Raw genomic sequence first — 24630 nt, forward strand, 5'->3', positions numbered from 1 at the left:
AAGCGGCCCGATGGCGGCGAGCCCCCGGCACCCGGGCTCCGGAACCGCGCCCCCGTGGTCGGTCTCGCCGGCCGACTCGGTCGGGCGCGGTGTCCGGGCGGGGACTCACGCTCGCGCTCGCGTGGGCAGCGTGAGGATCTGGGCTCCGTCGTCGGTGATGGCGATGGTGTGCTCGCTGTGCGCGGTCCGGCAGCCCGTCGCGCTGCGCAGCGTCCATCCGTCCGCGTCGGTGACGAGGGTGGCGGTGTCGGCCATGATCCAGGGCTCCAGGGCGAGCAGCAGTCCGGGGCGCAGCGGGTATCCGCGGCCGGGCCTTCCGGTGTTCGGCACGTGGGGGTCCTGGTGCATCGTCGAGCCGATGCCGTGGCCTCCGAACTCGGTGTTGACCGGGTAGCCCGCCTCGGTCAGGACCGTGCCGATGGCGTGGGAGAGGTCACCGATGCGCGCGCCGGGCCCGGCGGCGGCGATACCGGCGGCGAGCGCGCGTTCGGTCGTCTCGATCAGCGCGACGCTCTCCGCCGGCCTGGCCTCGCCCACCAGGAAGCTGATCGCGGCGTCCGCGGCCACCCCGCCCCTGGACACGGCGAGGTCGAGGGTGAGCAGGTCTCCGTCCGCCAGCGTGTAGTGATGGGGTCGCCCGTGCAGCACTCCGTCGTTGACGGCCGTGCAGATGTGATGTCCGAACGGGCCGCGCCCGAAGGACGGCGCGTAGTCGACGTAGCAGGACTGCGCTCCCGCCTCGGTGATCATGTCCTTGGTCCACTGGTCGATGTCCAGCAGGTCCGTCCCGACCGTGCTGCGCTGCCTCAGTGTGTGCAGGATGTCTCCGACCAGGGCGCCGGTGTCAGCCGCCTGCTCGAGCTGCGCGGAGTTCAGAATCTCTATCACGGGGGACCTCTCCCATGTGGCCGGCGACTGCGGCGTCCAATAACTATCACGGTCTAACTATACCGGCATTAGAATGGGGTCATGGTCAGGTTGCCGCTCACCCCCGCCGAGGTGGCACGCGGAGAGCGCCTCGGCGCCCTGCTCCGCCGCGCCCGGGGCGGTCGCTCGATGCTGGACGTGGCGCTGGCCTCGGGCATTTCGCCGGAAACTCTGCGGAAGATCGAGTCAGGCCGGGTGGCCACCCCGGCCTTCCCGACCATCGCCGCGATCGCCGACACCCTCGGCCTGTCGCTCGACGCCGTCTGGGCCGAGATCAGCCAGGCGGAGCGGACCACCGAAGAGCAGTCGGTCCCGCCCGTCACGCGGCATCCGTCGCTGGCCTCGTAACGCCGCACCCCGGCCTCGGCACGTCGGCGCCTGGCCGTACTCCACCGTGCCGCACCCTCGTCCCGTCCTCGTTCTCGGGCTCACCGCACCCCGCAGGACCGTGCGTCGGACAGGGCTTCTCCCGCAGAGACCGTGCGCCGGACACGGCCTCTGCGGATTCCGCACGGGCCGTGCGCCGGCCACGGCCTGCGCGCTCCAGCGAGAACCCGCGTCGGACGTGACGCCTACTCGGGCACGCGTTCGAAGACGGCGGCGAGGCCCTGGCCGCCGCCGATGCACATGGTCTCCAGGCCGTAGCGGGCGCCGGAGCGGTGCATCATGTGGGCCAGGGTCGCCAGGATGCGTGCGCCGGTGGCGCCGACCGGGTGGCCCAGAGAGATGCCGGAGCCGCACACGTTGACGCGCTGTTCGTGGTCCTCGCCGGTCAGCCCCAGCGCGCGGGTGCAGGCCAGCACCTGCGCGGCGAAGGCCTCGTTGAGCTCGATGAGGTCCAGGTCGGCGAGGTCGAGTCCGGCCTTGGCGAGCGCCTGTTCGGTGGCGCCGACGGGGCCGAGCCCCATGGTCGCGGCGGGCACCCCGGCGCGCGCGAACGAGACCAGCCGCACCAGTGGCCGCAGCCCCAGCTGTTCGGCGGTCTCGGCGGTGGTGACCAGGCAGGCGGCCGCGGCGTCGTTCTGGCCGCTGGCGTTGCCCGCCGTCACGGTCGCCTCCGGGTCCTGGCCCAGCCGTACGGGGCGCAGCTTGGCGAGCTGTTCGGCGGTGGTGTCGGGGCGCGGGTGCTCGTCGGTGGCGACCACGCGCTCGCCCTTGCGGGTGCGGACCGTCACCGGAACCGTCTCGGCTTCGAACAGCCCCTGTTCCTGGGCGTGTGCGGTGCGCTGCTGGGAGCGCAGCGCCAGCGCGTCCTGGTCGGCGCGGCTGACGCCGTACTCGCGGCGCAGGTTCTCGGCCGTCTCGATCATCCCGCCGGGCACCGGGTGGTTGACGCCCCCTGCGGTGACGCGGCCCCGGGCGAGGGAGTCGTGCAGCGTCAGGCCGGGGCCCTTGATGCCCCAGCGTCCTTCGTGGGTGTAGTGGGGCGCCGCGCTCATCACCTCGGCGCCGCCCGCGATGACGACCTGGCTGAAACCGGCCTGTATCTGCATCGCCGCGTCCAGCACCGCCTGGAGTCCTGAACCGCACCGCCGGTCGATCTGGGTGCCCGTCACCGTCTCGGGCAGTCCCGCGTCGAGCGCGGCCACCCGGCCCAGGGCCGGTGCCTCGCAGGTGGGGTAGGCCTGGCCGAGGATCACCTCGTCGACGCGTGCGGGATCGATACCCGTACGGGCGACGATCTCGGCGATGACCAGTGCGGCCAGGCCTTCGGGCCGCTGCCCCGCGAGTGCTCCGCCGAACCGGCCGATGGGGGTGCGCAGGGGTTCGCAGATGACGATGTCGGTCATGTCGCGGCCTTCCTGTGTCCAGGGGGTGGGAGGGGGTGGAGGTGTGGCGGGCGCGCGGGTTGGGGCGCGCAGGAGGAGGGGCCGTGCGCGGGAGGGCGGCTCATGTGGGCGGCCCGGTCTCCGCGCCCCTCTCGGCGGCTTCCGTGCGGCCCCGCGGGGTGGGCAGTGCGTCGCGGGCGATGTCCAGCACGCTGCGCAGCGCCGCCGACGGGTTGTCCGCGCGCCACGCCAACGCCGAGCGCAGCACCACGGGATCGCCCGCCAGCGGGCGGTAGACGAGCCCGGTCTGCTGGATGTGGGTGCAGGAGGTGAGTGTGAGGGTGACACCGACGCCCATGGCCACCAGCGCGAGGATCGTGTACGAGTCGGGGGCCTCCTGGACGACCCGCGGCAGGTAGCCCGCGCGTTCGCAGGTGCGGAACGTGACGTCCCGCAGGCTGGACCCGGCGTTCGCGGGGAAGCTGACGAACGGTTCGGCGGCCAGGTCCGCGACCTCGATCCGCTCGTGGCGGGCCAGCGGGTGGTCGGAGGCGAGGGCGCAGATCAGCCGCTCCTCGGCGATCACCCGGGTGCGGACGCCCGGCCGCTCGACGTGGGGCCGCACCGGCAGCCGGACGAAGCCGAGGTCGAGGCCGCCCTCCGCCACCTCGTCGAGGGCCCGGTTGGCGTACGTCTGGCCCCGCATCACCAGCTCGATACCGGGGTGCGCGGTGCGGACGGCGCGGGTGAGGCGGGGGAGCGTGGTGTGACTGGAGGCGCCCGCGAAGCCGACGCTGACCCGCCCGGCCTCGCCGCGCCCCGCGGCTCTGGCCAGCCGGGTCGCCGCCTCCAGGTCGGCCAGCACCGTACGTACGGGCCCGAGGAAGGCCTCGCCCGCACCGGTCAGCCGCACCGAACGCGTGCTGCGCGCGAACAGTTGGACGTCCAGCTCCCGCTCCAGCTGGCGGATCTGCTGGCTGAGCGGCGGCTGCGCCATCCGCAGCCGCTTGGCCGCCCGCCCGAAGTGCAGCTCCTCGGCCACGGCGACGAACGCGGCGAGGTACCGCAGCTCCACGGCTCCCCCTCCGTTTCCCGGGGCATTCGGCCAACTGATCTGTTCTTCGTCTCAAAGAGACTCTAATTTGGTGGGGAACGCAGATCAATGGTCGCTGACAGCGGAGAGACCGCACCAGTTGCGGAGAGGGAGCCGTTCATGCGGATCAGGGTGGTGGGAGCGGGCACCATGGGGCGCGGCATCGCGCAGTGGGCCGTGGTGGCCGGGCACACGGTGGAACTCGCCGACGCCCGTGCCGAGTCGGTGGGCGAGGCGGTCGCCTTCGTCCGCTCCATGCTGGAGCGCGCCGCGCAGAAGGGGCGGATGAGCCGCGCGGAAGTCGACCGTGCGCTCGCCGGTCTCCGCACCCTGGACTCGCCCCACGCGGTCCCGGACGGCGACGCGCCCGACCTGGTGATCGAGGCCGTGGTGGAGGACCTGGAGGTCAAGGCGGAGCTGTTCACGGGCCTGGAGCGGGTGCTGCCCGCCACCACCGCCTTCGCGACCAACACCTCCTCCCTGTCGGTCACCCGGATCGGCGCACGGCTGGCGGACCCGGGGCGCCTGGCGGGGCTGCACTTCTTCAACCCGGTACCGCTGATGAAGCTCGTCGAGGTGGTGCCGGGCGCCGCCACCCGCCCGAGTGTCACCGAGCGGCTGACGGAGCTGGTCGAGGCGTCGGGGCACCGCGCCGTCACCGTCGCCGACACCCCGGGGTTCCTCGTCAACCACGCCGGACGCGGGCTGGTGACCGAGGCGTTCGCCCTGCTGGAGGAGTCCGTGGCCGCTCCCGCCTCGCTGGACCGCGTCGCCCGCGACGTCCTCGGGCTGCGCATGGGCCCCTTCGAACTGATGGACCTGACCGGACTCGACGTGACGGCCTCCGTCATGGAGACCGTCTGGACCGGCTTTCGCCACGCCGACCGGCTGCGCCCCTCCTACCTGACGGCCAACCGGGTCGCGGCCGGCCTGCACGGCCGCAAGACGGGCCGGGGCTTCTACGCCTACGGCCAGGGCGAGGCGGGGCCCGCCGTGCCGGAGCCGGGGCCGGCGGGCGGCGACCCGGCGCGGGACGTCGCCGTGACGGGTGACGCGGCGGCCGCCCTCGCCACCGTGGCCGCCCCCTCCGACACGTCGCTGGTCCTGGTGCCCACCTGGGGGACCTCCGTCGCGGCGGCCGTCGCCGAGGGTGGGCTCCCCGCCGAGCGCACCCTGGGACTCGACCCGCTGTGCCTGGACACGCCGCGCCGGGTGCTGGCGGTGACGCCCGCGACCGAGGAGAGCGCCGTACGCGACGCGGTGGCCGTCCTGGCGCGGGACGGCGCCGCGGTGACGGTGGTCAGGGACACCGCGGGGTCGCCCGCACAGCGGATGCTGGCCTCGCTCGTCAACGTCGCCACCGGGATCGCCGAGCGCGGCATCGCCGCACCCGAGGACATCGACGTGGCCGTCACTCTCGGACTCGGCTACCCGCGCGGCCCCCTCGCCTGGGCCGACACGGTCGGCGCCGCCCGGATGCTCGCCCTCCTGCGCGCCCTCCACGCCGAGACGGGCGACCCCCGCTACCGGCCCACCCCGTGGCTGACGCAGCGGGCCCGCCTGGGCCTGCCCCTGACCACCCCCATGGCGCCACTGCCGGAATGACGAGAGGGCCCCTCGCACGGGGCCGCGTGGCGCCGGTTCGCAGGCGGGCCGGTGCGCAAGACGGACCGGTGCGCGAGACGGAGAGGAAGACATGGACCACCGGGATTTCGGGCTCAGCGAGACCCAGCAGGACATGCGCGCCATGGCGCGCGACTTCGTGGAGTACGAGGTCATCCTGTACGCGCGCGAATGGGACAGGCGGGAGGCCGTGGATCCCGCGATACCCGGGCGGCTGGGCGAGCTCGGCTTCCTCGCTCTGACCCTCCCCGAGGAGTACGGCGGGGTGCCGGCCGACATGCTCTCCTACGTCCTGGCCACCGAGGAGCTGGGCCGGGGCGACTCCTCCGTGCGGGGCATCGTCTCCGTCTCGCTCGGCCTGGTCGCCAAGACGATCGCCGCGCACGGGAGCGCCGAGCAGAAGGAGCGGTGGCTGCCGCGGCTGGCGAGCGGGGAAGCGCTCGGCTGCTTCGGACTCACCGAACCGGGGACGGGATCCGACGCGGGGTCGCTGCGCACCCGTGCCCGCCGCGAGGGCGGGGACTGGATCATCGACGGCGCCAAGATGTTCATCACGAACGGCACCGTCGCGCAGGTGGCCCTGACGTTCGCCCGTACCGGCGAGGAGGGGATCACCGCGTTCCTGGTGCCCACCGACGCGCCCGGCTTCACGGCCACCCCGGTCCACGGCAAGCTGGGGCTGCGCGGCCAGGCCACCGCCGAACTCGCCTTCGACGGCGTGCGGGTGCCGGATACGGCGCGCCTCGGCGAGGTCGGCAGGGGGCTCGGCATCGCCCTGGGAACGCTCAGCCGCGGCCGGATCTCCGTGGCGGCCGGTGCGGTGGGTCTGGCCCAGGGCGCGTTGGACGCCGCGGTGCGCTACACGACCGAGCGCGAGCAGTTCGGCAAGCCGGTCGCCTCCTTCCAGCTCGTCCAGGAACTGCTCGCCGAGTCGGAGGTCGAGATCCGCGCCGCGCGTCTGCTCACCCACCAGGTCGCGCGGATGGCGGACGCGGGCGCCTCGCCCAAGGAGTACGCCACCGAGGCCTCCATCGCGAAGTACCACGCCAGTGAGACGGCCGTGAAGGTCAGCAACAACTGCCTGCAGACCTTCGGCGGTTACGGCTACATCGACGAGTACCCCGCGGGCAAGTACCTGCGGGACGCCCGCGTCCTGACCCTCTACGAGGGCACCAGCCAGATCCAGAAGCTGCTCATCGGCCGGGCCCTGACCGGCGTCGACGCCATGTGACGCGCGGCCGGCCATGGCGCCGGGCGTCGCGCGGCCGGCCACCGCGTCAGGTGTTGGGCGGCGACTCGTCGGAGAAGATGCGGGTGACGAACTCGCCGTCCCGCGTGAGGTATCCGGTCAGCATGCCCTCGCTGCTGTGCGGCGCGTCGAAGGTGCCGTGGCGGTCCAGCGCGATGACGCCTCCATCGCCGCCCAGCTTCGGCAGCCGCTTGATCAGTACCTCGTAGGCGGCGGAGGCCACGTCCTTGCCCGCGAACTCCATCAGGTCGGAGATCGTCGCGGTGGCGGCGCCGCGGATGAACACCTCGCCCTGCCCTGTGGCACTCGCCGCGACCGTGCTGTTCTTGGCGTAGGTGCCGGCGCCGATGAGGGGTGAGTCGCCCACGCGGCCCGCCATCTTGTTGGTGAGCCCGCCCGTGGAGGTGGCGGCGGCCAGGTCCTTCTCGCCGTCCACGGCGACGGCGCCGACCGTGCCCTTGGTGGCGTCCTTGACGGGCTTGCCCGGGTCGCTGCCCTTGGCCTTCATCAGCTCGTCCCAGCGCCGCTGGGTCCAGTAGTAGTCCTGCGTCACCGGCTTGAGGCCCTGCTGGAGCGCGAAGTCGTCGGCGCCCTGGCCGGCGAGCAGCACGTGCTTGGTCTCGTCCATGACCAGCCGGGCCGCCGTGATGGGGTTGCGTACGTGCTTGACGCCCGCGACGGCACCGGCTTTCAGGTCGGAGCCGCGCATGAGGGAGGCGTCGAGCTCGTGTCCGGCGTCCGCGGTGAAGACGGCGCCCTTGCCCGCGTTGAACAGCGGGTCGTCCTCCAGCACGTTGACCGCCTTCTCCACGGCCTTGGTGCTGCTGCCGCCCGCTTTGAGCACCTTCTGTCCGGCGCGCAGCGCCCGCTCGAGGCCGTCGCGGTAGGCCTTCTCCTCCTCGGGGCTGGTCTCGTCCCGTTTCAGCGCCGTCCCGGCGCCGCCGTGCACGGCGAGCACCACGTTCCGCGCGTCCGGCTCGGCCTTCTTGGCGGGCGCTGCCGCGGCGGCGGCCGCCGTGGAGCCTTCCGACGGACTCTTGGCGTCTCCGGGCGCGGCGACGGCCACGACGGTGAGTGTCGTGGCCGCGGCCAGCGCCGGGAGCAGCCACGAACGGGTCCGTATCCGCGCGGGTGTGCGCATGTGCGGTCCTTCCTTCCGGCCGGTGACCTGGGAACGCGCGCACCCTACTGCGCGGAGTCGGCCCGGCTGTAGAGGGCGTCGCTCTGTTTCGCGGACGCGGCGGCGCCCACGTACGGCGCCACCGGCGGCCGGCTCCACGTCCTGTGGTGTGCTCAGCGGCCGATGAAGAACGCGCCCTGAAAACGCGCGCATTGCGCGGGCACAGACAAAGAAACGCGCCCACCACCGCCTTCGTCAAGAAATCAAGAAACCGCTGTTGCGCGACCGGTTACTCGCTCGTAGCGTTCCTTTTCACCGGGGCGCCGCCTTTCCGTCGGCGTCATGGCTCGCGAGTCGAAACCCAGGCCGCCACGTGCGGCCGAGGACCCCGTGGCCGTACCCGAGGCGGCCACGGGGTCCGCTCATGCGCGTCAGCGCATTCCCCGACACCCAGGAGCTGATATGAGACGCACGCCGTCCGCGTTCCCGGCCGACGCTCCCACCGCCTGCCGCCGCCCTGGGCGGCCGGCCCGACGAGCGAGCGTGGCCGTCGCGCTCGCCCTCGGCTGCGTGGCACCGGCCCTCGTCACCGGCACCGCGCACGCCGACACCAAGCAGGCCGACGCGGGCGCCGCCGCGACCCCCGTCCGCCTCGACTACCCGCTCAACGGCACCACCCACCTCGCCGGCCCCGGAAGCGACCTCACCCTCGGTCCCGGAGCGTTGAAGACGTCGACCGACCTGACCACGGGTGAGCTGACCGCCCAGACCCAACTCCCCGACGCGCCGGGCTCCTTCAAGGCGCTCGGTATCCCGATCACGGTGACCACCGAGTTCATCGAGGAGGAGCCCACGACCGGCACCCTCGACCTGAAGACCGGCGCGGTCGCCACCACCTCGCACCTCACCCTCCGGCTGAAGAACCTCAAGGTCGCCGGCATCCCCACCCCCGTCGGCCCGCGGTGCAAGACCAAGGCGCCGGCCGTCATCGACCTGGAGTCCGAGGAGGGCTTCAACGTCTTCGCCGGCGGAAAACTGAGCGGGACCTACACCATCCCCAAGTTCGAGCACTGCCTGCTGGCCACCCCGGTCATCAACAGCATGGTGCCGGGCGAGGGCAACACCCTCACCCTCACCCTGGGCAAGGCCGCACAGCCCCCGGCCACCGCGGCCCGGTAGCGCCCGCGGTCACTCAGACGCCCTCGTGCCCGCGGGGCATCTCCGGCTCCCGGCCCTGTGCGTGCGCACCGGCCGGGGGCCGCGCGGTGCCGGGCCGCCGCAGGTGCAGCGCCCGCAGCGCCAGCTCCGTGGCGAACCGCTGTTCCGGGTCGCCGAGTTGGGCGCCCAACGTCTTCTTCAGCGCCCGCATCCGGTAGCGCACCGTCTGCGGATGCAGGTGCAGCGCCTCCGCCATCTGCGCCGCCGTACCGCGCGTCGTCAGCCACGTCCGCAACGTGTCGACCAGGCGTTCCCGCTGCCCCGTGGTGAGCCCGTCCAGCGGGGCGAGCTGCCGGGTGGCCAGCCGCTCGGCCAGCGCCGGATCGCCGGTCAGCCACAGGGTGACCAGATGGTCCTCGCACCGCGCGACCTGCCGCTGGGGCAACACCCCCGTCTCCATCAGCGCCAGGGTCTGCCGCGCCCAGCGCAGCGAGTCGGCCGCGCCGCCCAGCGGCACGGTCACCCCGATCACCGCCTGGCGGCCCCCCAGCGCGCGCGCCAGCATCCCCATGCGGGCCTCGTCCACCTCGCCGGGCACCAGCAGGTGAGGCCGCGGGTCGTCCAGGTCGGCCAGTACGTCGTCGAGCCCCGGCAGGCGTAAGCGCTCACGGGCGGCGCCGGGCCGCAGCGCCACCAGGGTCACCCGTTCGGGTACGGGCCAGCCGACCCGCCGGGCGAGGTCCACGACGGCGGGGTGCGGTGCCACGGGCCCCGGCTCCGAGGCGGCCTCGCCGCGGTGCGCCCCGCCGGATCCGGGTGCCGCACCGGCGGGGCCCGGCTCGTCCGCGGCCGCCGAGCCCGCCAGGATCAGCCGCAGCAGCCGTGAGCGCTGCGACTCCCACGCGTCGTCCCTGCCGCCCCTGGCCTCCACGTATCCCTCGCGACACAGCGACTCGATGACGTCCGCGTAGGCGAAGACCGCGTCGGCGAACGCGACGATCAGCGAGGCGGGCAGGTTGTAGCGGGTGCCCACGCCGGTGGCGCGGCGCAGCCCCACCCGCGCCCCGATGCGTAGCGCCGACTGGAGACAGTGCAGCCCCCGCCCCTCGGTGGCCTCCAGCCGGCCGAGGCTGCGGCACAGCGCGTCCCGCTGCGCCGTGGAGGCCGCCGGGTCCGCGACGAGTTCGACGAAGGTGGTGAGGTTCTGCCGCACGCAGTGCAGCAGAACCGTCCGGCTCGGGCCTTCCAGCAAGGGGCCGTACTCGGGCACCACCCGGCCGATCTCCTGCACCATCTCGTCCGCGACGGCGGGTAGTTCTGGCCACATCACGGACGCCAGTTCCTGGGGGAGCGGGCCCGGCACCTGGGCGCGGGGCTGGGACGCTGCTGCTGTCTGCACCATGGACGTACCCTCCACTGTCGGCCTGCGTCGGTCAGACGAGCCAACCGGCCAAGGTGGGGGACGAGTCCGGCCTCGTGCGGCCGGTGCGGCCGGCCGCCTGTCGATGGAATCGCGCACTCCGCTGCCGTGCCGCGTGGGGGCGGCGCCTCGCGTCGGTGGCGTACGGCATCGGCGCTCGTGCACGGGAGACCTTAGACCAGCGGGCGCGGCGGCGCAGCCCCTCGGAAACGCGGAAGATGGCCGGTACACGCGCGAGTCACCACGCTGCCACCGCCGCCGGGCTCCGTCACCAGGGCGCAGCCGGAATGCGCACCCGATGATGAACGGCGCGCTCGGAAAACGCCGTCGACGCGCAACCGGTGACAAGAAATCCGACCTGCGGGAAACGGCCCCTCACTTCTTGCGCCGAGGTATTGCACCGGCGCATTACCAGTGCGTAACGTCCCGTCGTGCCAGCCCTCGAAAAGGGCATACGGAAAGTGGCGTGGCGCAGCGTTTCCTGCGATGAGCAGCGGCTGTGCCGAGAAAGTCGCCCCGGTGCGGAGCACAGCTCTTCAGGATCCCACATCCAGTGGAGGGAATGTCACGTGCGCAAATTCACCAGACGGGCCGCGGTCGCGGCCGTCGCCGCCACCGCGGCCCTCGGCCTCTCCGCCGCCTCGGCAGCCGCCACCTCGGCCGGCACCTGGACGGTCACCCCGGGCGGCGCGTTCTCCGCGAACGCCTCCCAGCCGACCCTGTCGGTACCCAACGCGCAGCTGGTCTGTTCGAGTTCGGACGCAGGCGGCGACCTCAAGACGGGTTCGGGCAACGCGGGCGCGGGCCTGGGCACCATCGACTCGCTGACCTTCACGGGCTGCTCCCTGGCCGGCATCAGCTTCGACGTCACCGTCTCCAGCCCGCTGAGCATCAACGCGGAGTCCGTCGACGCGAGCAACCCCGACCGGGTCATCGGCTCCATCAGCGGCATCACCGCCTCCATCTCCGACGCCGACGGCCTGTGCAGCGCGTCCTTCGCGGGCCCGGACGGCGGCGCCGCCACGGTGACGGGCTACTTCGACAACGCCACCCACCAGCTCGTCATCAACGGCGGCAACCTCCAGGCCACCGACGCCAACTGCCTCGGCCTGATCAACGCCGGCGACTCGGCCACCTTCAACGCCGCCTACGACACCGACCCGGCCCAGACCATCACCGCCGACTGACGTCCGGCACACCCTCACCGCCGGCCGGCACCACACCCGGCCGGCACCCGAACGACCCGCCGCACCCGCACCCCTCGTGCGGGTGCGGCGGACCAGCCCGCCCCGGCCGCGGGGAACCAGCCGCCCCGCCCGCCCCGGGCGACGAGCCTTCCGTGGGAGTCACGCGTGAGACCCAGTGCCCGAACCCGGCGACGCACCGCACGGGGCGCCGCCGTGGCGGCGGTCGCGCTGGTGGCCGGGGTACTGCCGGGAACGGGCTCACAGGCGCAGGACAGCGAGGCGACGGTGCGCGCCGCCTTCACGTGCGCGTTCCCGACGGGGACACAGCGCGTGGCGGCCGAAATCTCCGCCACATTCCCGGCGTCCGGCACACCCGGCAGCCCGCTGCGGGTGAGCGGACTCGACGTCGAGACCGTGCTCTCCGCGAAGACGCTGGCCGAAATACTGCCGGCAGGCACCACCGACGTCGCTTCCGAAGCGACGCTGACGGTGCGGGTGGCCCAGGGGACCTCGGACGCCGAGGCCCGCTGGGACGGGCTCAAGGCCCCCTCCACCCCGGTGTGGGACGCCGCGGACCTCACCCTCGCGCACCGGGGAGAGGTCCCGCCCGTGACCGTCGAGCACGCGGGCAAGGTGACCTTCATTGTCGGTGCGCTCGACCTGGACCTCGCCCCGCAGGGGGAGCCCTCAGCGGGACCGTCGACACTTCCGGCCAAGGCACCGCCCGCGGCCCGGTGCACACCGGCGGACGAGCGCAGCCCCGTGCTGGCCACCGTGCCGGTCGGCGACCAGGAGGGCTCGCCGCGCCCGTCCGCTTCGCCCACCCCGACAGGGAGCGCGGCGCCGCCGGGGCGGGACGAGGGGGGCCAGGGGGACGAGGACGGGCGGAGCGCACGCCGCGAGGCGGGCATCGATGTGGGAGACGACCCGCTGCCCCCCGCGAAGCCGTGCGAGTCCGAGCGGCCGACGGCCGAACTGGACCGCTCCAAGCTGCCCGAGCCGCCGCCGGGCGTGACCATGGTGAAACTGGCGGGCACCCACTGGTGCACGGTCCCCGTCGCCGTGGCCAACGTGCTCAAGCTGCGGGGAGGCATGGCGATCAACGACCCCGCCGACGGCGCCACCACCGCCAACCTGCTGATCAACGTCGAGTCGGGCAGCAACGGCACCTACAACCAGACGCGGAGCGTCGGCGAGGTCACGCTGCCCGACGCCTCCGCCACCTTCCTCGACTTCGACCTGATGCCCGTCACCGCGAAGATCGAGTTCACCGGCACCCCGATGACGATCGTGACCGAGCAGCGCGGCAACACGCTGCCCAACTACGCCACGATCTTCATGAGCCAGACCCTGCGCATGCACGACGTGGCGGTCAACGGCACGCCGCTGCCGGTGGGGCCGCACTGCCGTACGGAGAAACCGGTCGACATCGAACTGCACGGCGTCGGCCCGGACGAATACCACGTCTTCAAGGGCGGCGTCCTGCGCGCCGAACTCGACATCCCCGCCTTCACCGGGTGCGGAACCGGCGGCGAGGACCTGGACCGGTTGTTCACCGCGAGCATCTCGGGCAGCGGCAACTACATGAAGCTCATTCAGGGCAAACCGTGCCTGATGCGCCCCGGCGGTCTGGGATGCGCGCTGCCGCCCGAGGTTCCGGAGCTGCCGAGATGAGCGCGGTCGCACGCACGCACCGGGAGGGGGCGCCGCCATGGGAATCGAAGTGACCGTCCAGGGGCTGACCAAGTCCTTCGGGAAGAAGAACATCTGGCAGGACCTCACGCTCACCCTGCCCGCCGGTGAGGTCAGCGTCATGCTCGGCCCCTCCGGCACGGGTAAGACGGTCTTCCTCAAGTCGCTGATCGGACTGGTCAAACCGGAGCGCGGCAGCGTCCTGGTGGACGGCGTCGACATGGTGCGCAGCCGCGAGCGCGACGTGTACGAGGCCCGCAAGAAGTTCGGGCTGATGTTCCAGGACGGCGCGCTGTTCGGCTCCATGAACCTCTTCGACAACATCGCCTTCCCCCTGCGCGAGCACACGAAGAAGAAGGAGACCGAGATCCGCCGCACCGTCATGGAGCGGCTGGAGATGGTGGGTCTCGCCGGCGACGAGGACAAACTGCCGGGCGAGATTTCCGGGGGCATGCGCAAGCGCGCGGGCCTCGCCCGCGCCCTCGTCCTGGACCCGCAGATCATCCTGTGCGACGAGCCCGACTCCGGACTCGACCCGGTGCGCACCGCCTTCACCTCGCAGCTGCTCATCGACCTGAACGCGCAGATCGACGCGACGATGCTGATCGTCACCCACAACCTCGACATCGCCGCGACCGTGCCCGACAACATGGGCATGCTCTTCCGCCGCAACCTGGTCACCTTCGGGCCGCGGGAGGTGCTGCTCACCAGCGACGAACCGGTCATCGCGCAGTTCCTGTCCGGCAGCCGCACCGGACCCATCGGCATGTCCGAGGAGAAGGACGCGGCCACCCTCGCCCGCGAGGCCGACGGGCAGGCGGCAGGGCCGCTGCACGCCGTACCGCGCGAGGTCGTCCCGCAGCTGGAGCCCACCCCCGGCCTGCCGGAGCGGCAGGCGGTGCGGCGGCGCAGGGAGCGGGTGCTGGGCATGCTCGACCAACTGCCGCCCGCCGCCCGCCGCGCCGTCGAGGCGAGCCTGCCGCAGAACATGCCGCCCCTGCCGCAGCGCACCAGGCTCGCGCGGCGAGGTCGGCCGGGGGAGGAGCCGGGAGCGGCCGGTGTGGACCCGAACGCGGCGACGGCTTCCGTGGACACCAGCCGCCCGGACCCGTCCCGTCCCCGGGAGCGCCCATGAGCGCCACCGAGCAGACGCCGCCCGGCGCGGGCGAGAGACCCGAGCCCGGCCGCGCGCGGCAACCCGAGCCCGGCCCCGCGCGGCAGAAGGCCGTCAGGGCCCCGCTCAGGGGCCTCGGGTTCCTGCGCGAGCCCGGCAGGCTCTTCGCCCTCGCGATCACGGTGGTGCGGGCGGTCTTCCGGCGGCCCTTCCAGTTCCGGGAGTTCGTCGAGCAGTTCTGGTTCATCGCGAGCGTCACCATCCTGCCCGCGGCCCTCGTCTCGATCCCGTTCGGTGCGGTCATCGCCCTCCAGGTCGGCTCGCTCACCAGCCAGATCAGCGCCCAGTCGTTCACAGGCGCCGCCAGCGTGCTGGTCAACATCCAGCAGGCCAGCCCGTTGATCGTCGCGCTGCTGATCTCCGGCGCCGCGGGGTCGGCGATCTGTGCGGACCTGGGCTCGCGCACCATCCGCGAGGAGCTGGACGCCATGGAGGTCATGGGGGTCTCGCCGATCCAGCGCCTCGTGGTGCCACGGGTGCTGGCCACCGTCGGCGTGGCGGTGCTGCTCAACGGCATGGTCTCCGTCGTCGGCACCCTGGGCGGCTACTTCTTCAACGTCGTCCTCCAGGACGGCACCCCTGGTGCCTACCTGGCCAGCTTCTCCGCGCTGGCGCAACTGCCCGACCTGTACATCAGCGAGATCAAGGCCATGATCTTCGGGTTCATCGCCGGCATCGTCGCCGCCTACCGGGGGCTGAACCCGCGCGGTGGACCGAAAGGCGTGGGCGACGCGGTCAACCAGTCCGTCGTCATCACCTTCCTCCTCCTCTTCTTCGTCAACATGATCCTCACCGGGATCTACCTCCAGCTCGTACCGCCGAAGGGGGGCTGACCCATGGCCCAGCCCGGCCCGCAGGCCCGCCTGTTCGGCTGGCTCGACAAACCCGGGGACCAGTTCCTCTTCCACCTGCGCGCGCTGCTGTGGATCCCCAAGGCGCTGCTGCGCTACCTGCACGAGGTGCTGCGGCTGCTGGCGCAGGTGGCGTTCGGCAGCGGCGGCCTCGGCGTCATCGGCGGCACCGTCGGCGTGATGACCGCCATGACCCTCTTCACCGGCACGGTCGTCGGCATGCAGGGGTACGCCGCGCTCGACCAGATCGGCACCGACGCGTTCACCGGCTTCATCTCCGCCTACTTCAACACCCGCGAGATCGCCCCCCTGGTGGCGGGCCTCGCCCTGTCCGCGACCCTCGGCGCGGGCTTCACCGCGCAACTGGGCGCCATGCGCATCAACGAGGAGATCGACGCCCTCGACAGCATGGGCATCCGCTCCATGCCGTACCTGGTCACCACCCGCATCATCGCCGGCGTCATCGGCATCCTCCCGCTGTACGGCATCGGGCTGCTCAGCTCCTACCTGTCGTCCCGCTTCATCACCGTCTTCTACAACGGCCAGTCGGCGGGCACCTACGACCACTACTTCACGCTGTTCCTCTCGCCCACCGACGTGCTGCTCTCCTTCCTGAAGGTCTTCGTCTTCAGCGTCATGGTGATCGTCACCCACTGCTACTACGGCTACCGTGCCGAGGGCGGCCCCGCGGGCGTCGGCATCGCGGTGGGACGGTCGGTGCGCAACGCGATCGTGCTCATCAGCGTCACCGACTTCTTCCTCAGCCTGGCCCTGTGGGGCGCCACCACGACCGTGAAGGTCGCCGGATGAGCGCCCCCGTGGAAGGACAGCGCGGCCTCGCGGCCCGCCGCCGGCTGGCGGGCGTCGTCTTCCTGCTGGTGCCCGCGCTGCTGATCTGGCTGGCGGTCGCCGTCTACGACAAGCAGTTCTCCGACGACGCCGAGATCACCGTGCGCACCTCGCAGGCGGGCAACGAGATGCACGTCAACGCGGACGTGAAGCTGCGCGGCGTCGTCGTCGGCCAGGTGCGCGAGATCAGCTCCGACGGGCGGGGAGCGCGGCTGCGGGTGGCGCTCCACCGCGACAAGCTGGACGGCATCCCCGCGGACGTGCGCGCCCAGATGCTGCCCACCACCGTCTTCGGCCAGCGCTACGTGGCGCTCGTGGCGCCCGAGAACCCGTCGCCGAAGGCGATCAGCGCCGGTGCCACCATCCCGCAGGACCGCAGCCGCAACGCCATCGAGCTCGAAGAGGTGCTGGACAGCCTGCTGCCCACTCTCACCGCCGTGCAGCCGCAGAAGCTGTCGGCGACCCTGACCGCCGTCGCGCGGGCGTTGGAGGGCAGGGGCGACGCGCTCGGCGACACCCTCGTCACGCTCGACGCCTACCTGGCCAAGCTCAACCCGCACCTGCCGGCGCTCAACCGCGACATCAAGGAACTCGTCGAGGTCAGCCACCTGTACGCCGACACGGCGCCCGACATCCTCACCGCGCTCTCCGACTTCGCCACCACCAGCAGCACGCTGGCCGAGAAGGCCGAGGACCTGTCCACCGCGTACGGCGCGGCCACCGGCACAGCCCGCGAGATGACGACCTTCCTGCGGGAGAACCGGGGCAACATCATCCGGCTGGCCGCGGCGAGCCGCCCCACCCTGCGTGTCCTCGCCGCGCAGTCCCCGGCCTTCCCCTGCACCCTGCGTACGCTCGCCACCTTCGTGCCCGTGATGGACCAGGCGCTCGGCAAGGGCACCGACGAGCCGGGCCTGCACGTCGACCTGAAGGTCGTGCCCTCACGCGGCAAGTACCGCCCCGGCAAGGACACCCCCGCCTACGGGAACACCGGCGGCGGCCCGCGCTGCTACTCGGTCCCCTACCTCGGGCCCGCCGGCGGTACGCGGGCGCAGGGCGCCGACGAGGCGAAGGGGACAGGCAGCGCGGGGGGCACCGAGCCGGCGCCGGGGCCGGCGGACGCCGGGGACGCCGAGGAGCAGGCACCCGATCCGGCCCCCGAAGGCGCGACCATCGCGGACGCCCGAGGCGGTGCGGGGATGCCCAACTCGCCCCAGGAGAACCGGTTGATCAACGAGTTGCTGGCGGCGGGAGCGGACGCGTCGGCCACCGACCTGCCCGGCTGGAGCAGCGTCCTGGTCGGGCCCGCGCTGCGCGGTACGGAGGTGAGCCTGCGATGAAGCGCGCAGGCCTGGCAGGCCCCCTGATCAAGTCGCTCGTCTTCGTGCTCACGACCTCCCTGGCCACCGCGGTCCTCGCGCTGAGCATCTCCCACACCGGCGTCGGCCAGAGCGACACCTACCGGGCGCGGTTCAGCGACGTGACCGGGCTCGTGGAGGGCGACAGCGTCCGGATCGCGGGCGTGCGGGTCGGCCAGGTCGACCACATCGCCGTCGTCGACCGCCGCGTCGCCGAGGTGCGGTTCTCCATCGAGAAGGGCCGGAGGCTGCCGGCCTCGGTGCACGCCTCGGTGAAATACCTCAACATGGTCGGCCAGCGCTACGTCGACCTCAGGCGCGGCAGCGGACCCGTCGGGCACGACCTCGCAGCGGACGGGACCATCCCGCTCAGCCGCACGACACCCGCGCTCGACCTCACCCAGCTCTTCAACGGCTTCAAGCCCCTGTTCGAAGGCCTGTCGCCCAAGGAGACCAACCAGCTGGCCGGGGAGATCATCCAGGTGCTCCAAGGCGAGGGCTCGACCGTGACCTCGCTGGTCGGCCACATCAGCTCCCTGACCACCACGCTCGCCCGCAAGGACAAGGTCATCGGCTCCCTCATCAAGAACCTCGACACCGTGCTGGAGACCGTCAACCGGCGCGAGGAGAACTTCAACGAACTCGTCACCAGCCTCAGCGACCTGGTGTCCGGCTTCGCCAAGGACCGCAAGCCCCTCGGGGAGGCCGTCAGCGCCATGGGCGGGCTGGCCACCACCACGGCCGGGCTGGTCGAGGACGGCAGGGCGCCCCTCAAGGCGGACATCCGCGAGCTGGGCCGGCTCTCCGGACAACTGAACGAGGGCACACCGCAGTTCGAGAAGTTCCTGCGCACCTCGCCGCGGAAGATGCGCACCCTCGCCAGGGCGGCCTCCTACGGCTCCTGGTTCAACACCTACCTGTGCGAGGCCCGGATCAGCGGACTGCGCACCACGGACGGCAGCGAGCCGCCCACCGGCATCGGTATCAGCGAGCCGAGGTGCCGCAGATGAGCGCCACCAGGCGGCTGCGGATGCCGCGCGTGAAACCGATGTCGGAGCGCAACCCCATCGCCGTATGCCTGGTCGGACTGGTCCTCCTCGCGCTGCTGGGCACCGCCGTATACCGCGCCGACGACCTGCCGCTCATCGGCGGCGGCACCACCTACACCGCCGACTTCACCGAGGCGGCCGGGCTGCGCTCGGGCAACGAGGTGCGCGTCGCGGGCGTCAAGGTCGGTGAGGTGTCCGAGGTCGCCCTGGACGGTGCCAAGGTCAGGGTGTCCTTCAAGGTGAAGGACACCTGGGTGGGCAACGCCAGCAGGGCGGCCATCAGCATCCGCACCCTGCTGGGCGACAAGTACCTCGCACTCGATCCGCTCGGCGGCCGTGCACAGGACCCCGGCAAGCGCATCCCCGTCGGGCGCACGACGTCTCCCTACGACGTGACGCAGGCCTTCACCGGGCTCGGGCGCACCTTCGAGGAGATCGATTCGGCCAAGCTCGCCGAGAGCTTCCGGGCCGTCTCCGACACCTTCGCCGACACACCCGCCGACGTGCGCGGCGCGGCCAAGGGGCTCTCCAAGCTGTCGCAGACCCTCTCCTCCCGCGACACGGAACTGGCCGACCTGCTGGCCGGAGCCAAGAAACTCACCCGGACCCTCAAGGGCCAGCGGGACGAGTTCACCACCCTGCTGAGCGACGGCAACCTGCTGCTGGCCGAGGTCCGCTCCCGCCGCGGCGCCATCCACCAACTGCTGACCGGCACCCGCGACCTGGGCCGCGAGTTGACCGGGGTGGTGGACGACAACAACAAACAGCTCGGCCCCACGCTGCGCGCCCTCGACCGGGTCACCGGCGTGCTGGCGGACAACCGACGGCGCCTCGACGACGCGCTCGCCGTCGCGGGGCCCTACTACCGCCTCGTCGGCAACACCCTCGGCAACGGCCGCTGGTTCGACAGCTACCTGTGCGGCCTCGTGCCCAAGCGCTACCTGCCGCCCGGCACTCCGCCGCAGACCGGCTGCCGTCCGCCGAAACCCGGAGGTGAGAGCCGATGAGCACCGAACCCGCACGCCCGCGCAGCCGCAGCCTCGCCCTGGCCGCCGCCCTCGCCCTGGTGATCGGTGCCTCAGCCGGCGGCGCGACCGTGCTCGGCGGCCGGGACGGCACCCGCGTCACCGCCTGGTTCGAGCGGGCCGTCGGCGTCTACGAGGGCTCCGACCTGCGGGTGCTGGGCGTCCGCGTCGGCCGCGTCGAGGCCGTCGAACCGCACGGCAAGAAGGTGGAGGTCACGCTCCGCATCGACGAGGGCGTCGAGGTCCCCGCGAACGCCCGAGCCGTCGTCATCGCGCCCAGCCTGGTCTCCGACCGCTACGTGCAGCTCAGCCCCGCCTACACCAAGGGGCCCAAGCTGGCGGACTCCGCCGTCCTGCCCTCGGGGCGCAACTCCGTTCCCCTGGAGGTCGACCAGCTCTACGCCAGCATCACCGAACTCAGCGACGCGCTCGGCCCCGAGGGCGCCAACGCCGACGGAGCGCTGTCCGAGCTGCTGGACGTCGGCGCCGAGAACCTGGACGGCAACGGGGCGGCCCTCGGCGAGTCCATCGAGGAGTTCGGCAAGGCGGCCAAGACCCTCGACGGCAACCGCGGCGACCTGTTCGCCACCGTCAGCTACCTGCGCTCCTTCACCAGCATGCTCAAGCGCAACGACACCCGGGTCCGCACGGCGGAGCGGCAGCTCTCGGACGTGACCACCTTCCTCGCCGAGGACAAGGAGAACCTCGCCCAGGCCCTCGCCCAGCTCGGCACGGCGCTGGGCAAGGTGAAGAAGTTCATCGAGGACAACCGCGGCAGCCTCAAGAAGAACGTCAAGAAGCTCGCCCCGATCACGCAGACCCTCGTCGACCAGCGCGCCTCCCTCGCCGAGGCGTTGGACACCGCACCGCTGGCTGCGGGCAACTTCCTCAACATCTACAACCCGGACCAGGGCACCCTCGACAACCGGGCCAACATCAACGAGCTGAGCATGGGCGGCCCCCTGCTGCCCGCCCAGGGCTCCGCCGCCTCCGGCACGGCAGGGCTCGTGCCCGTCACCCCGACCGAGCGCGAGGCGCTGCCCACCGTTCCCCTGCCCCCGGCAGGACCGGTCTACGGCACCCCCGAGAAGAAGACCGACGCACGTGAGGGGGCGGACCGATGAGCCGCGCACGCACGGGGAGACGGGCGTTGGCGGTGCGGACCGGCACCGGAGTCGCCGCCGCCGCGGTGGCCGCCGCACTGGGCCTCACCCTGCTCGGCGGCGGAGTGGACCTGCCGCGGTTCGGCGGCCTGGAGGACCTGCCGCTGCCCGGCGGCGCCGACCTCGGCGACCACCCGTACACGGTGACCGCCGAGTTCCGCGACGTGCTCAGCCTCGTCCCGCAGTCCTCCGTGAAGATGAACGACGTCACCGTCGGCAAGATCACCAAGATCACGCTCGGCAGGAAGGGCTGGACGGCCAAGGTCACCATGCGCCTCAACGGGCGGGTGCGGCTCCCGGCGACGCCCTACGCGCGCATCGAACAGTCCAGCCTGCTGGGCGAGAAGTACGTGCAGATCCTCGACCCGCCGAAGGGTGAGGACGCCGGGGGCCGGGGCGGCTCCCTGCCCGCCGCGCCCGCCGCCCACCACGCGGGCAGCCGCCGCGGCACCCACATCCCCCTGGCCCGCACCGACCGCAACCCCGAGGTCGAAGAGGTGCTCGGCGCCCTCTCGCTGCTGCTCAACGGCGGCGGCGTCAGCCAGCTGGAGACCATCACCACCGAGCTGAACAAGGCCCTCGACGGCAACGAGGAGGAGGCCAGGTCGATGCTGCGCCGCGTCAACAAGCTGGTCGGCGACCTCGACCGGCACAAAAGCGACATCACCGGTGCGCTCGACGGCGTCAACCGGCTCTCCGCCACCCTCGCCGCACGCAAGAAGAGCATCAACACCGTCCTCACCGAGGTCAGCCCCGGCCTGACTACGCTGGAGGACCAGCGCGGGCAGCTGATGACGATGCTGCGCTCCCTCGACACCCTCTCCGGCGTCGCCGTCGACACCGTCAACCGCAGCAAGGACGACATCGTCGCCGACCTCAAGGCCCTCGCCCCCACCCTGCGCCGCCTCGCCGACTCGGGCCAGGACCTGCCCGACTCGCTCCAAGTGCTGTTCACCTACCCGTTCACCGACGAGGTCCTGACCGGGGTCAAGGGCGACTACCTCAACCTCTATCTGCGGGTGACGGCGCCCCGCGGCACCACACTGCGACCGCCCCTCGAGGAGGAACCGATCCCCACCGACCCGGGCGCCGCCGGAGCCGGCGGCCCCGCCGCGCTGCCGCTGCCCGCGGTCACCACGGCGCCCGACGCGGCAGCCGCACCCGACGCGTCGGGAGCGGCCGGGGGTGAGCGGTGATGCTGACGCGCGCCGTCCTCGTCAAGAACATCGCCTTCCTCGTCCTGGCCGTGCTCGTCCTCGGCCTGATCGGCGTCCGCTACGCCGACGTGGGCCGCTACGTGGGCCTGCGCGACTACTACACCGTCCGGGTGGAACTCGCCCGCACAGGCGGCCTGTACGAGCACGCCAACGTCACCTACCGCGGCGTGTCCGTCGGGCGGGTCGACACCATCGACCTCACCGACACCGGCGTCGCCGCCGACCTGCGGATCAACACCTCGGCGCCCCGCATCCCCGACGCACTCGAAGCCGTCGTCGCCAACCTCTCGGCCGTCGGCGAGCAGTACATCGACCTGCGCCCCAGTACCAAGAACGGCCCCTATCTGCACGAGGGGTCCGTCATCCGGCAGGCCGACACCGACCTGCCCGCGCCTCCCACCAAGGTGCTGGCCAGCGTCGACAACCTGGTCTCCTCCGTCCCGCACGACGCGCTGCGTACCGTCGTCGACGAGCTCGGCACCACCTTCGAGGGTCGCGGCGACGATCTGGAGGTCCTGCTGGAGACGGGCAGCGAGTTCCTCGACTCCGCCGACGCGGCCGCCCCCGAGACCACCGGACTCATCGTCGACTCCGAGACCGTGCTGCGCACCCAGCGCGAAGAAGGCGACGCACTGCGCGACTTCGCCGCCGGCACCCGGGAACTGCTGGCACAGCTGAAGGAGTCCGACCCCGACCTGCGCCGCCTCATCGCCCGCACCCCCGGCGCCGCGACCCAGGTGACGGGGCTGCTGCGCGACCTCGACCCCAGCCTCAGCGTGCTGCTCGCCAACCTCACCACCACCTCCGAGCTCGCCCTCACCCGGCAGCGCGGCATCGAGGAACTCCTCGTCACCCTGCCCCGGGTGGCCGCGGCCGGCTCCACCGCCATCACCAAGGAAGGCGCCACACTCGGCATGTCACTCGCCTTCTTCGACCCGCTGCCGTGCACGGCGGGGTACGAGGGCACCCGCTACCGCAACGGCCTCGAGACGGGGAAGGCGCCACCGCTCAACGAGCGCGCGCACTGCGCCTCCCCGGCGGCGAGCGGCAAGAACGTACGCGGCTCCGCCAACGCCCCCACGGGCGGCCCGCTGCCGGCGCCCGCGCGCCCGGGATCCCTCGCCACCGACCACGCCGACCGGCTGACCGCCCGCTCCGGTGACGGAGCCACACGGCAACCGCGCGACATGGCCGCTCTGCTCGGACTGGAGCCGGGGAAGGAGAAGAAGTGAGCACCGACGTACAGGGCCGAGCGGACACCGGGCCGGACCCGGCGGGAGAGGACCCCGGCGCGGACGGGGCCGCTGTCGGCGGGGCCGTCGCGGACGAGGCCGCTACCGGCGGGAGTGCTGCCGGCGAGGCCGCTGCGGACGAGGAGGCCGCCGGGACCCCCGGCGGGGAGGCCACCGGGGCGCCGCAACGGCCGCGCGGGGCGGCCTGGCCGGCCGGAGCGCTGCTCGTCGTGTTGCTGTTCTGCGCGGTCTCGGCATGGCTCTACTGGAGCGCGCACACCGACGACGATCTCGCCTACGCTCGCGCCCGCGACCAGGCACTCGCCGCCGGGCGCACCCATCTCGCCACCCTCAACTCCATCGACGCCAAGCACATCGCCGCCGGACTGCGCGAGTGGCGCGAAGCGACCACGGGACCGCTCCGCGAGCAACTGCGCCGCGACGAGAACAAGAGCGCCGACACCCTGGAGGAGCGCGGCACCAGCGCCCGCGCCCGCGTCACGGACGCGGCGCTCACCGGACTGGACGACACGGCGGGCACCGCCGAGCTGATCGCCACCGTACGCATCACGACCACGACCCGGTCAGGGGCGCCCGCCGCCGACCGCAAGCGCATGGCGGCCGGACTCGAACGGACGGACGACGGGTGGAAGCTCACCTCGCTGGCCCCCGTCCCGGTGGGGGAGGAGCGCGGATGAGACGCCCCGCCTTCCCCCGCACGGTTCGGCTGCTCGCCCTGCTGGGCAGCCGGCGTGCCCGCTGGTACGTGGTGTCGGTGCTCGTCCTCGCGCTCGCCGCCGGGACCGGTTTCCTCGTGCGGGCGGCCCAGTTGACGAGCAGCGACGCGGCCCGCAACGCCGCACTCACCGACCGCGCGGCCACCAGCAGGGCCTCCGGCGAGGTCGGTGACGCGCTCTCCCGCGTCTTCTCCTACACCCCCGAGGGCCTGGCCCGCACCGAACAGGCGGCCGACAAGCTGCTCGCGGGCAAGGCGGCCCGCCAGTACGACACGCTGTTCGCGCAGGTGACGAAGCGGGCGCGGGAGCAGAAGCTGACGCTCGCCACCCGTGTTGTCGACGTCGGGGTGACCCGGCTGCGCGGCGACCGCGCCGAACTGCTCGTCTTCCTCGACCAGACCACGAGCCGCGAGGGCCACGAGCCCACCCACGCCGCCGCGCAGCTCTCCGTCACCGCACACCGCGACCACGGCGACTGGCGGATCGTCGCGATGAAGGCCAGGTGAGACCGATGAGCAAAGCACCCGAGGCGGACACCGCCGCTCCCACGCCGGACGCCGACGCGCCCGAGGCGGACACCGCCGCTTCCACGGCAGACAGTGACGCCCCCGAGGCGGACACCGCCGTTCCCGACGCGGACAAAGAAGCGGCACGGACGGAGGGTGGGAACGGGAAGGCCGCGACGCCACGGGCGAAGCGCGGACGCGTCCGGCGGCTCGCCGACGGCGGCCCCCTCC

22 protein-coding genes are annotated in these 24630 nt (G+C 72.6%); 17 read left to right on the forward strand and 5 right to left on the reverse strand.

All coding sequences use genetic code 11. The annotated features are described in order from the left end of the window. Positions 1-105: 105 nt before the first annotated feature. The gene (gene map, locus DTL70_RS25985; protein WP_114024437.1) at positions 106-888 is read right to left on the reverse strand and encodes a type I methionyl aminopeptidase; all 783 of its coding nucleotides are present in this window, start codon (positions 886-888) and stop codon (positions 106-108) included. An 81-nt stretch (positions 889-969) separates the two neighbouring features. Here map and DTL70_RS25990 point away from each other — a divergent pair, with 81 nt between their 5' ends. After that, complete coding sequence (locus DTL70_RS25990; protein ID WP_114024438.1) at positions 970-1275, forward strand: helix-turn-helix domain-containing protein; 306 nt, start codon at positions 970-972, stop codon at positions 1273-1275. Positions 1276-1499: 224 nt separating this feature from the next. On the opposite strand, the gene DTL70_RS25995 is transcribed toward DTL70_RS25990, so the two are convergent. Beyond that, positions 1500-2717, reverse strand: coding sequence for an acetyl-CoA C-acetyltransferase (locus tag DTL70_RS25995; RefSeq protein WP_114024439.1), 1218 nt, complete (start codon positions 2715-2717; stop codon positions 1500-1502). 100 nt (positions 2718-2817) lie between these two features. Then, positions 2818-3771 carry a LysR substrate-binding domain-containing protein gene (locus DTL70_RS26000; protein WP_114024440.1) on the reverse strand — a complete coding sequence of 318 codons (954 nt, stop codon included), beginning with the start codon at positions 3769-3771 and terminating at the stop codon, positions 2818-2820. A 138-nt stretch (positions 3772-3909) separates the two neighbouring features. Between DTL70_RS26000 and DTL70_RS26005 the strand changes: the two genes are divergently transcribed. Both DTL70_RS26005 and DTL70_RS26010 read left to right on the forward strand, forming a co-directional pair. Then, positions 3910-5394 (forward strand): 3-hydroxyacyl-CoA dehydrogenase, encoded by a 1485-nt coding sequence (locus tag DTL70_RS26005; RefSeq protein WP_114024441.1) that lies wholly within the window; start codon positions 3910-3912, stop codon positions 5392-5394. A gap of 91 nt (positions 5395-5485) precedes the next feature. Further along, positions 5486-6643, forward strand: a complete 1158-nt coding sequence (locus DTL70_RS26010; RefSeq protein ID WP_114024442.1) for an acyl-CoA dehydrogenase family protein — start codon at positions 5486-5488, stop codon at positions 6641-6643. A gap of 46 nt (positions 6644-6689) precedes the next feature. On the opposite strand, the gene DTL70_RS26015 is transcribed toward DTL70_RS26010, so the two are convergent. Continuing rightward, on the reverse strand, positions 6690-7802 hold the full coding sequence (locus DTL70_RS26015) for an isoaspartyl peptidase/L-asparaginase family protein (RefSeq protein ID WP_114024443.1): 1113 nt from the start codon (positions 7800-7802) through the stop codon (positions 6690-6692). 441 nt (positions 7803-8243) lie between these two features. On the opposite strand from DTL70_RS26015, the gene DTL70_RS26020 reads away from it, so the two are divergent. Continuing rightward, entirely contained in the window at positions 8244-8960 is a 717-nt protein-coding gene (locus DTL70_RS26020; RefSeq protein ID WP_181861088.1) for a hypothetical protein, read from the forward strand. Positions 8961-8973: 13 nt separating this feature from the next. Here DTL70_RS26020 and DTL70_RS26025 read toward each other — a convergent pair whose 3' ends face one another. Then, a complete protein-coding gene (locus DTL70_RS26025) occupies positions 8974-10341 on the reverse strand; it encodes a PucR-like N-terminal domain-containing protein (protein WP_114024444.1) in 1368 nt (455 codons plus the stop codon). A 587-nt stretch (positions 10342-10928) separates the two neighbouring features. On the opposite strand from DTL70_RS26025, the gene DTL70_RS26030 reads away from it, so the two are divergent. The 13 genes from DTL70_RS26030 (at position 10929) to DTL70_RS26090 (ending at position 24399) form a co-directional block, all read left to right on the forward strand. Next, positions 10929-11546, forward strand: coding sequence for a hypothetical protein (locus DTL70_RS26030; RefSeq protein ID WP_114024445.1), 618 nt, complete (start codon positions 10929-10931; stop codon positions 11544-11546). Positions 11547-11711: 165 nt separating this feature from the next. Further along, complete coding sequence (locus DTL70_RS26035; RefSeq protein WP_114024446.1) at positions 11712-13220, forward strand: DUF6801 domain-containing protein; 1509 nt, start codon at positions 11712-11714, stop codon at positions 13218-13220. 37 nt (positions 13221-13257) lie between these two features. After that, the gene (locus tag DTL70_RS26040; protein WP_245979757.1) at positions 13258-14373 is read left to right on the forward strand and encodes an ABC transporter ATP-binding protein; all 1116 of its coding nucleotides are present in this window, start codon (positions 13258-13260) and stop codon (positions 14371-14373) included. After that, positions 14370-15245, forward strand: a complete 876-nt coding sequence (locus tag DTL70_RS26045; protein ID WP_114024447.1) for an MlaE family ABC transporter permease — start codon at positions 14370-14372, stop codon at positions 15243-15245. Before DTL70_RS26040 ends, DTL70_RS26045 begins: the two co-directional genes overlap by 4 nt. A gap of 3 nt (positions 15246-15248) precedes the next feature. After that, positions 15249-16073 (forward strand): MlaE family ABC transporter permease, encoded by an 825-nt coding sequence (locus DTL70_RS26050; RefSeq protein ID WP_114024448.1) that lies wholly within the window; start codon positions 15249-15251, stop codon positions 16071-16073. Then, complete coding sequence (locus tag DTL70_RS26055; protein WP_114024449.1) at positions 16070-17452, forward strand: MCE family protein; 1383 nt, start codon at positions 16070-16072, stop codon at positions 17450-17452. The genes DTL70_RS26050 and DTL70_RS26055 overlap by 4 nt, the downstream gene beginning before the upstream one ends. Further along, positions 17449-18480, forward strand: a complete 1032-nt coding sequence (locus DTL70_RS26060; RefSeq protein WP_114024450.1) for an MCE family protein — start codon at positions 17449-17451, stop codon at positions 18478-18480. Before DTL70_RS26055 ends, DTL70_RS26060 begins: the two co-directional genes overlap by 4 nt. After that, positions 18477-19526, forward strand: coding sequence for an MCE family protein (locus DTL70_RS26065; RefSeq protein WP_114024451.1), 1050 nt, complete (start codon positions 18477-18479; stop codon positions 19524-19526). The genes DTL70_RS26060 and DTL70_RS26065 overlap by 4 nt, the downstream gene beginning before the upstream one ends. Then, positions 19523-20668: an MCE family protein gene (locus DTL70_RS26070; RefSeq protein ID WP_114024452.1), complete on the forward strand. Its 1146-nt coding sequence runs from the start codon at positions 19523-19525 to the stop codon at positions 20666-20668. Before DTL70_RS26065 ends, DTL70_RS26070 begins: the two co-directional genes overlap by 4 nt. Further along, the gene (locus DTL70_RS26075; RefSeq protein ID WP_114024453.1) at positions 20665-21903 is read left to right on the forward strand and encodes an MCE family protein; all 1239 of its coding nucleotides are present in this window, start codon (positions 20665-20667) and stop codon (positions 21901-21903) included. The genes DTL70_RS26070 and DTL70_RS26075 overlap by 4 nt, the downstream gene beginning before the upstream one ends. Further along, positions 21903-23156 (forward strand): MlaD family protein, encoded by a 1254-nt coding sequence (locus tag DTL70_RS26080; protein ID WP_114024467.1) that lies wholly within the window; start codon positions 21903-21905, stop codon positions 23154-23156. Before DTL70_RS26075 ends, DTL70_RS26080 begins: the two co-directional genes overlap by 1 nt. Next, complete coding sequence (locus DTL70_RS26085) at positions 23153-23854, forward strand: hypothetical protein (RefSeq protein WP_245979758.1); 702 nt, start codon at positions 23153-23155, stop codon at positions 23852-23854. Before DTL70_RS26080 ends, DTL70_RS26085 begins: the two co-directional genes overlap by 4 nt. Beyond that, positions 23851-24399, forward strand: a complete 549-nt coding sequence (locus tag DTL70_RS26090) for a hypothetical protein (protein WP_245979760.1) — start codon at positions 23851-23853, stop codon at positions 24397-24399. The genes DTL70_RS26085 and DTL70_RS26090 overlap by 4 nt, the downstream gene beginning before the upstream one ends. The last annotated feature ends 231 nt before the right edge of the window (positions 24400-24630 follow it).

The organism is Streptomyces diacarni (assembly GCF_003323715.1).
Classification (GTDB): domain Bacteria; phylum Actinomycetota; class Actinomycetes; order Streptomycetales; family Streptomycetaceae; genus Streptomyces; species Streptomyces diacarni.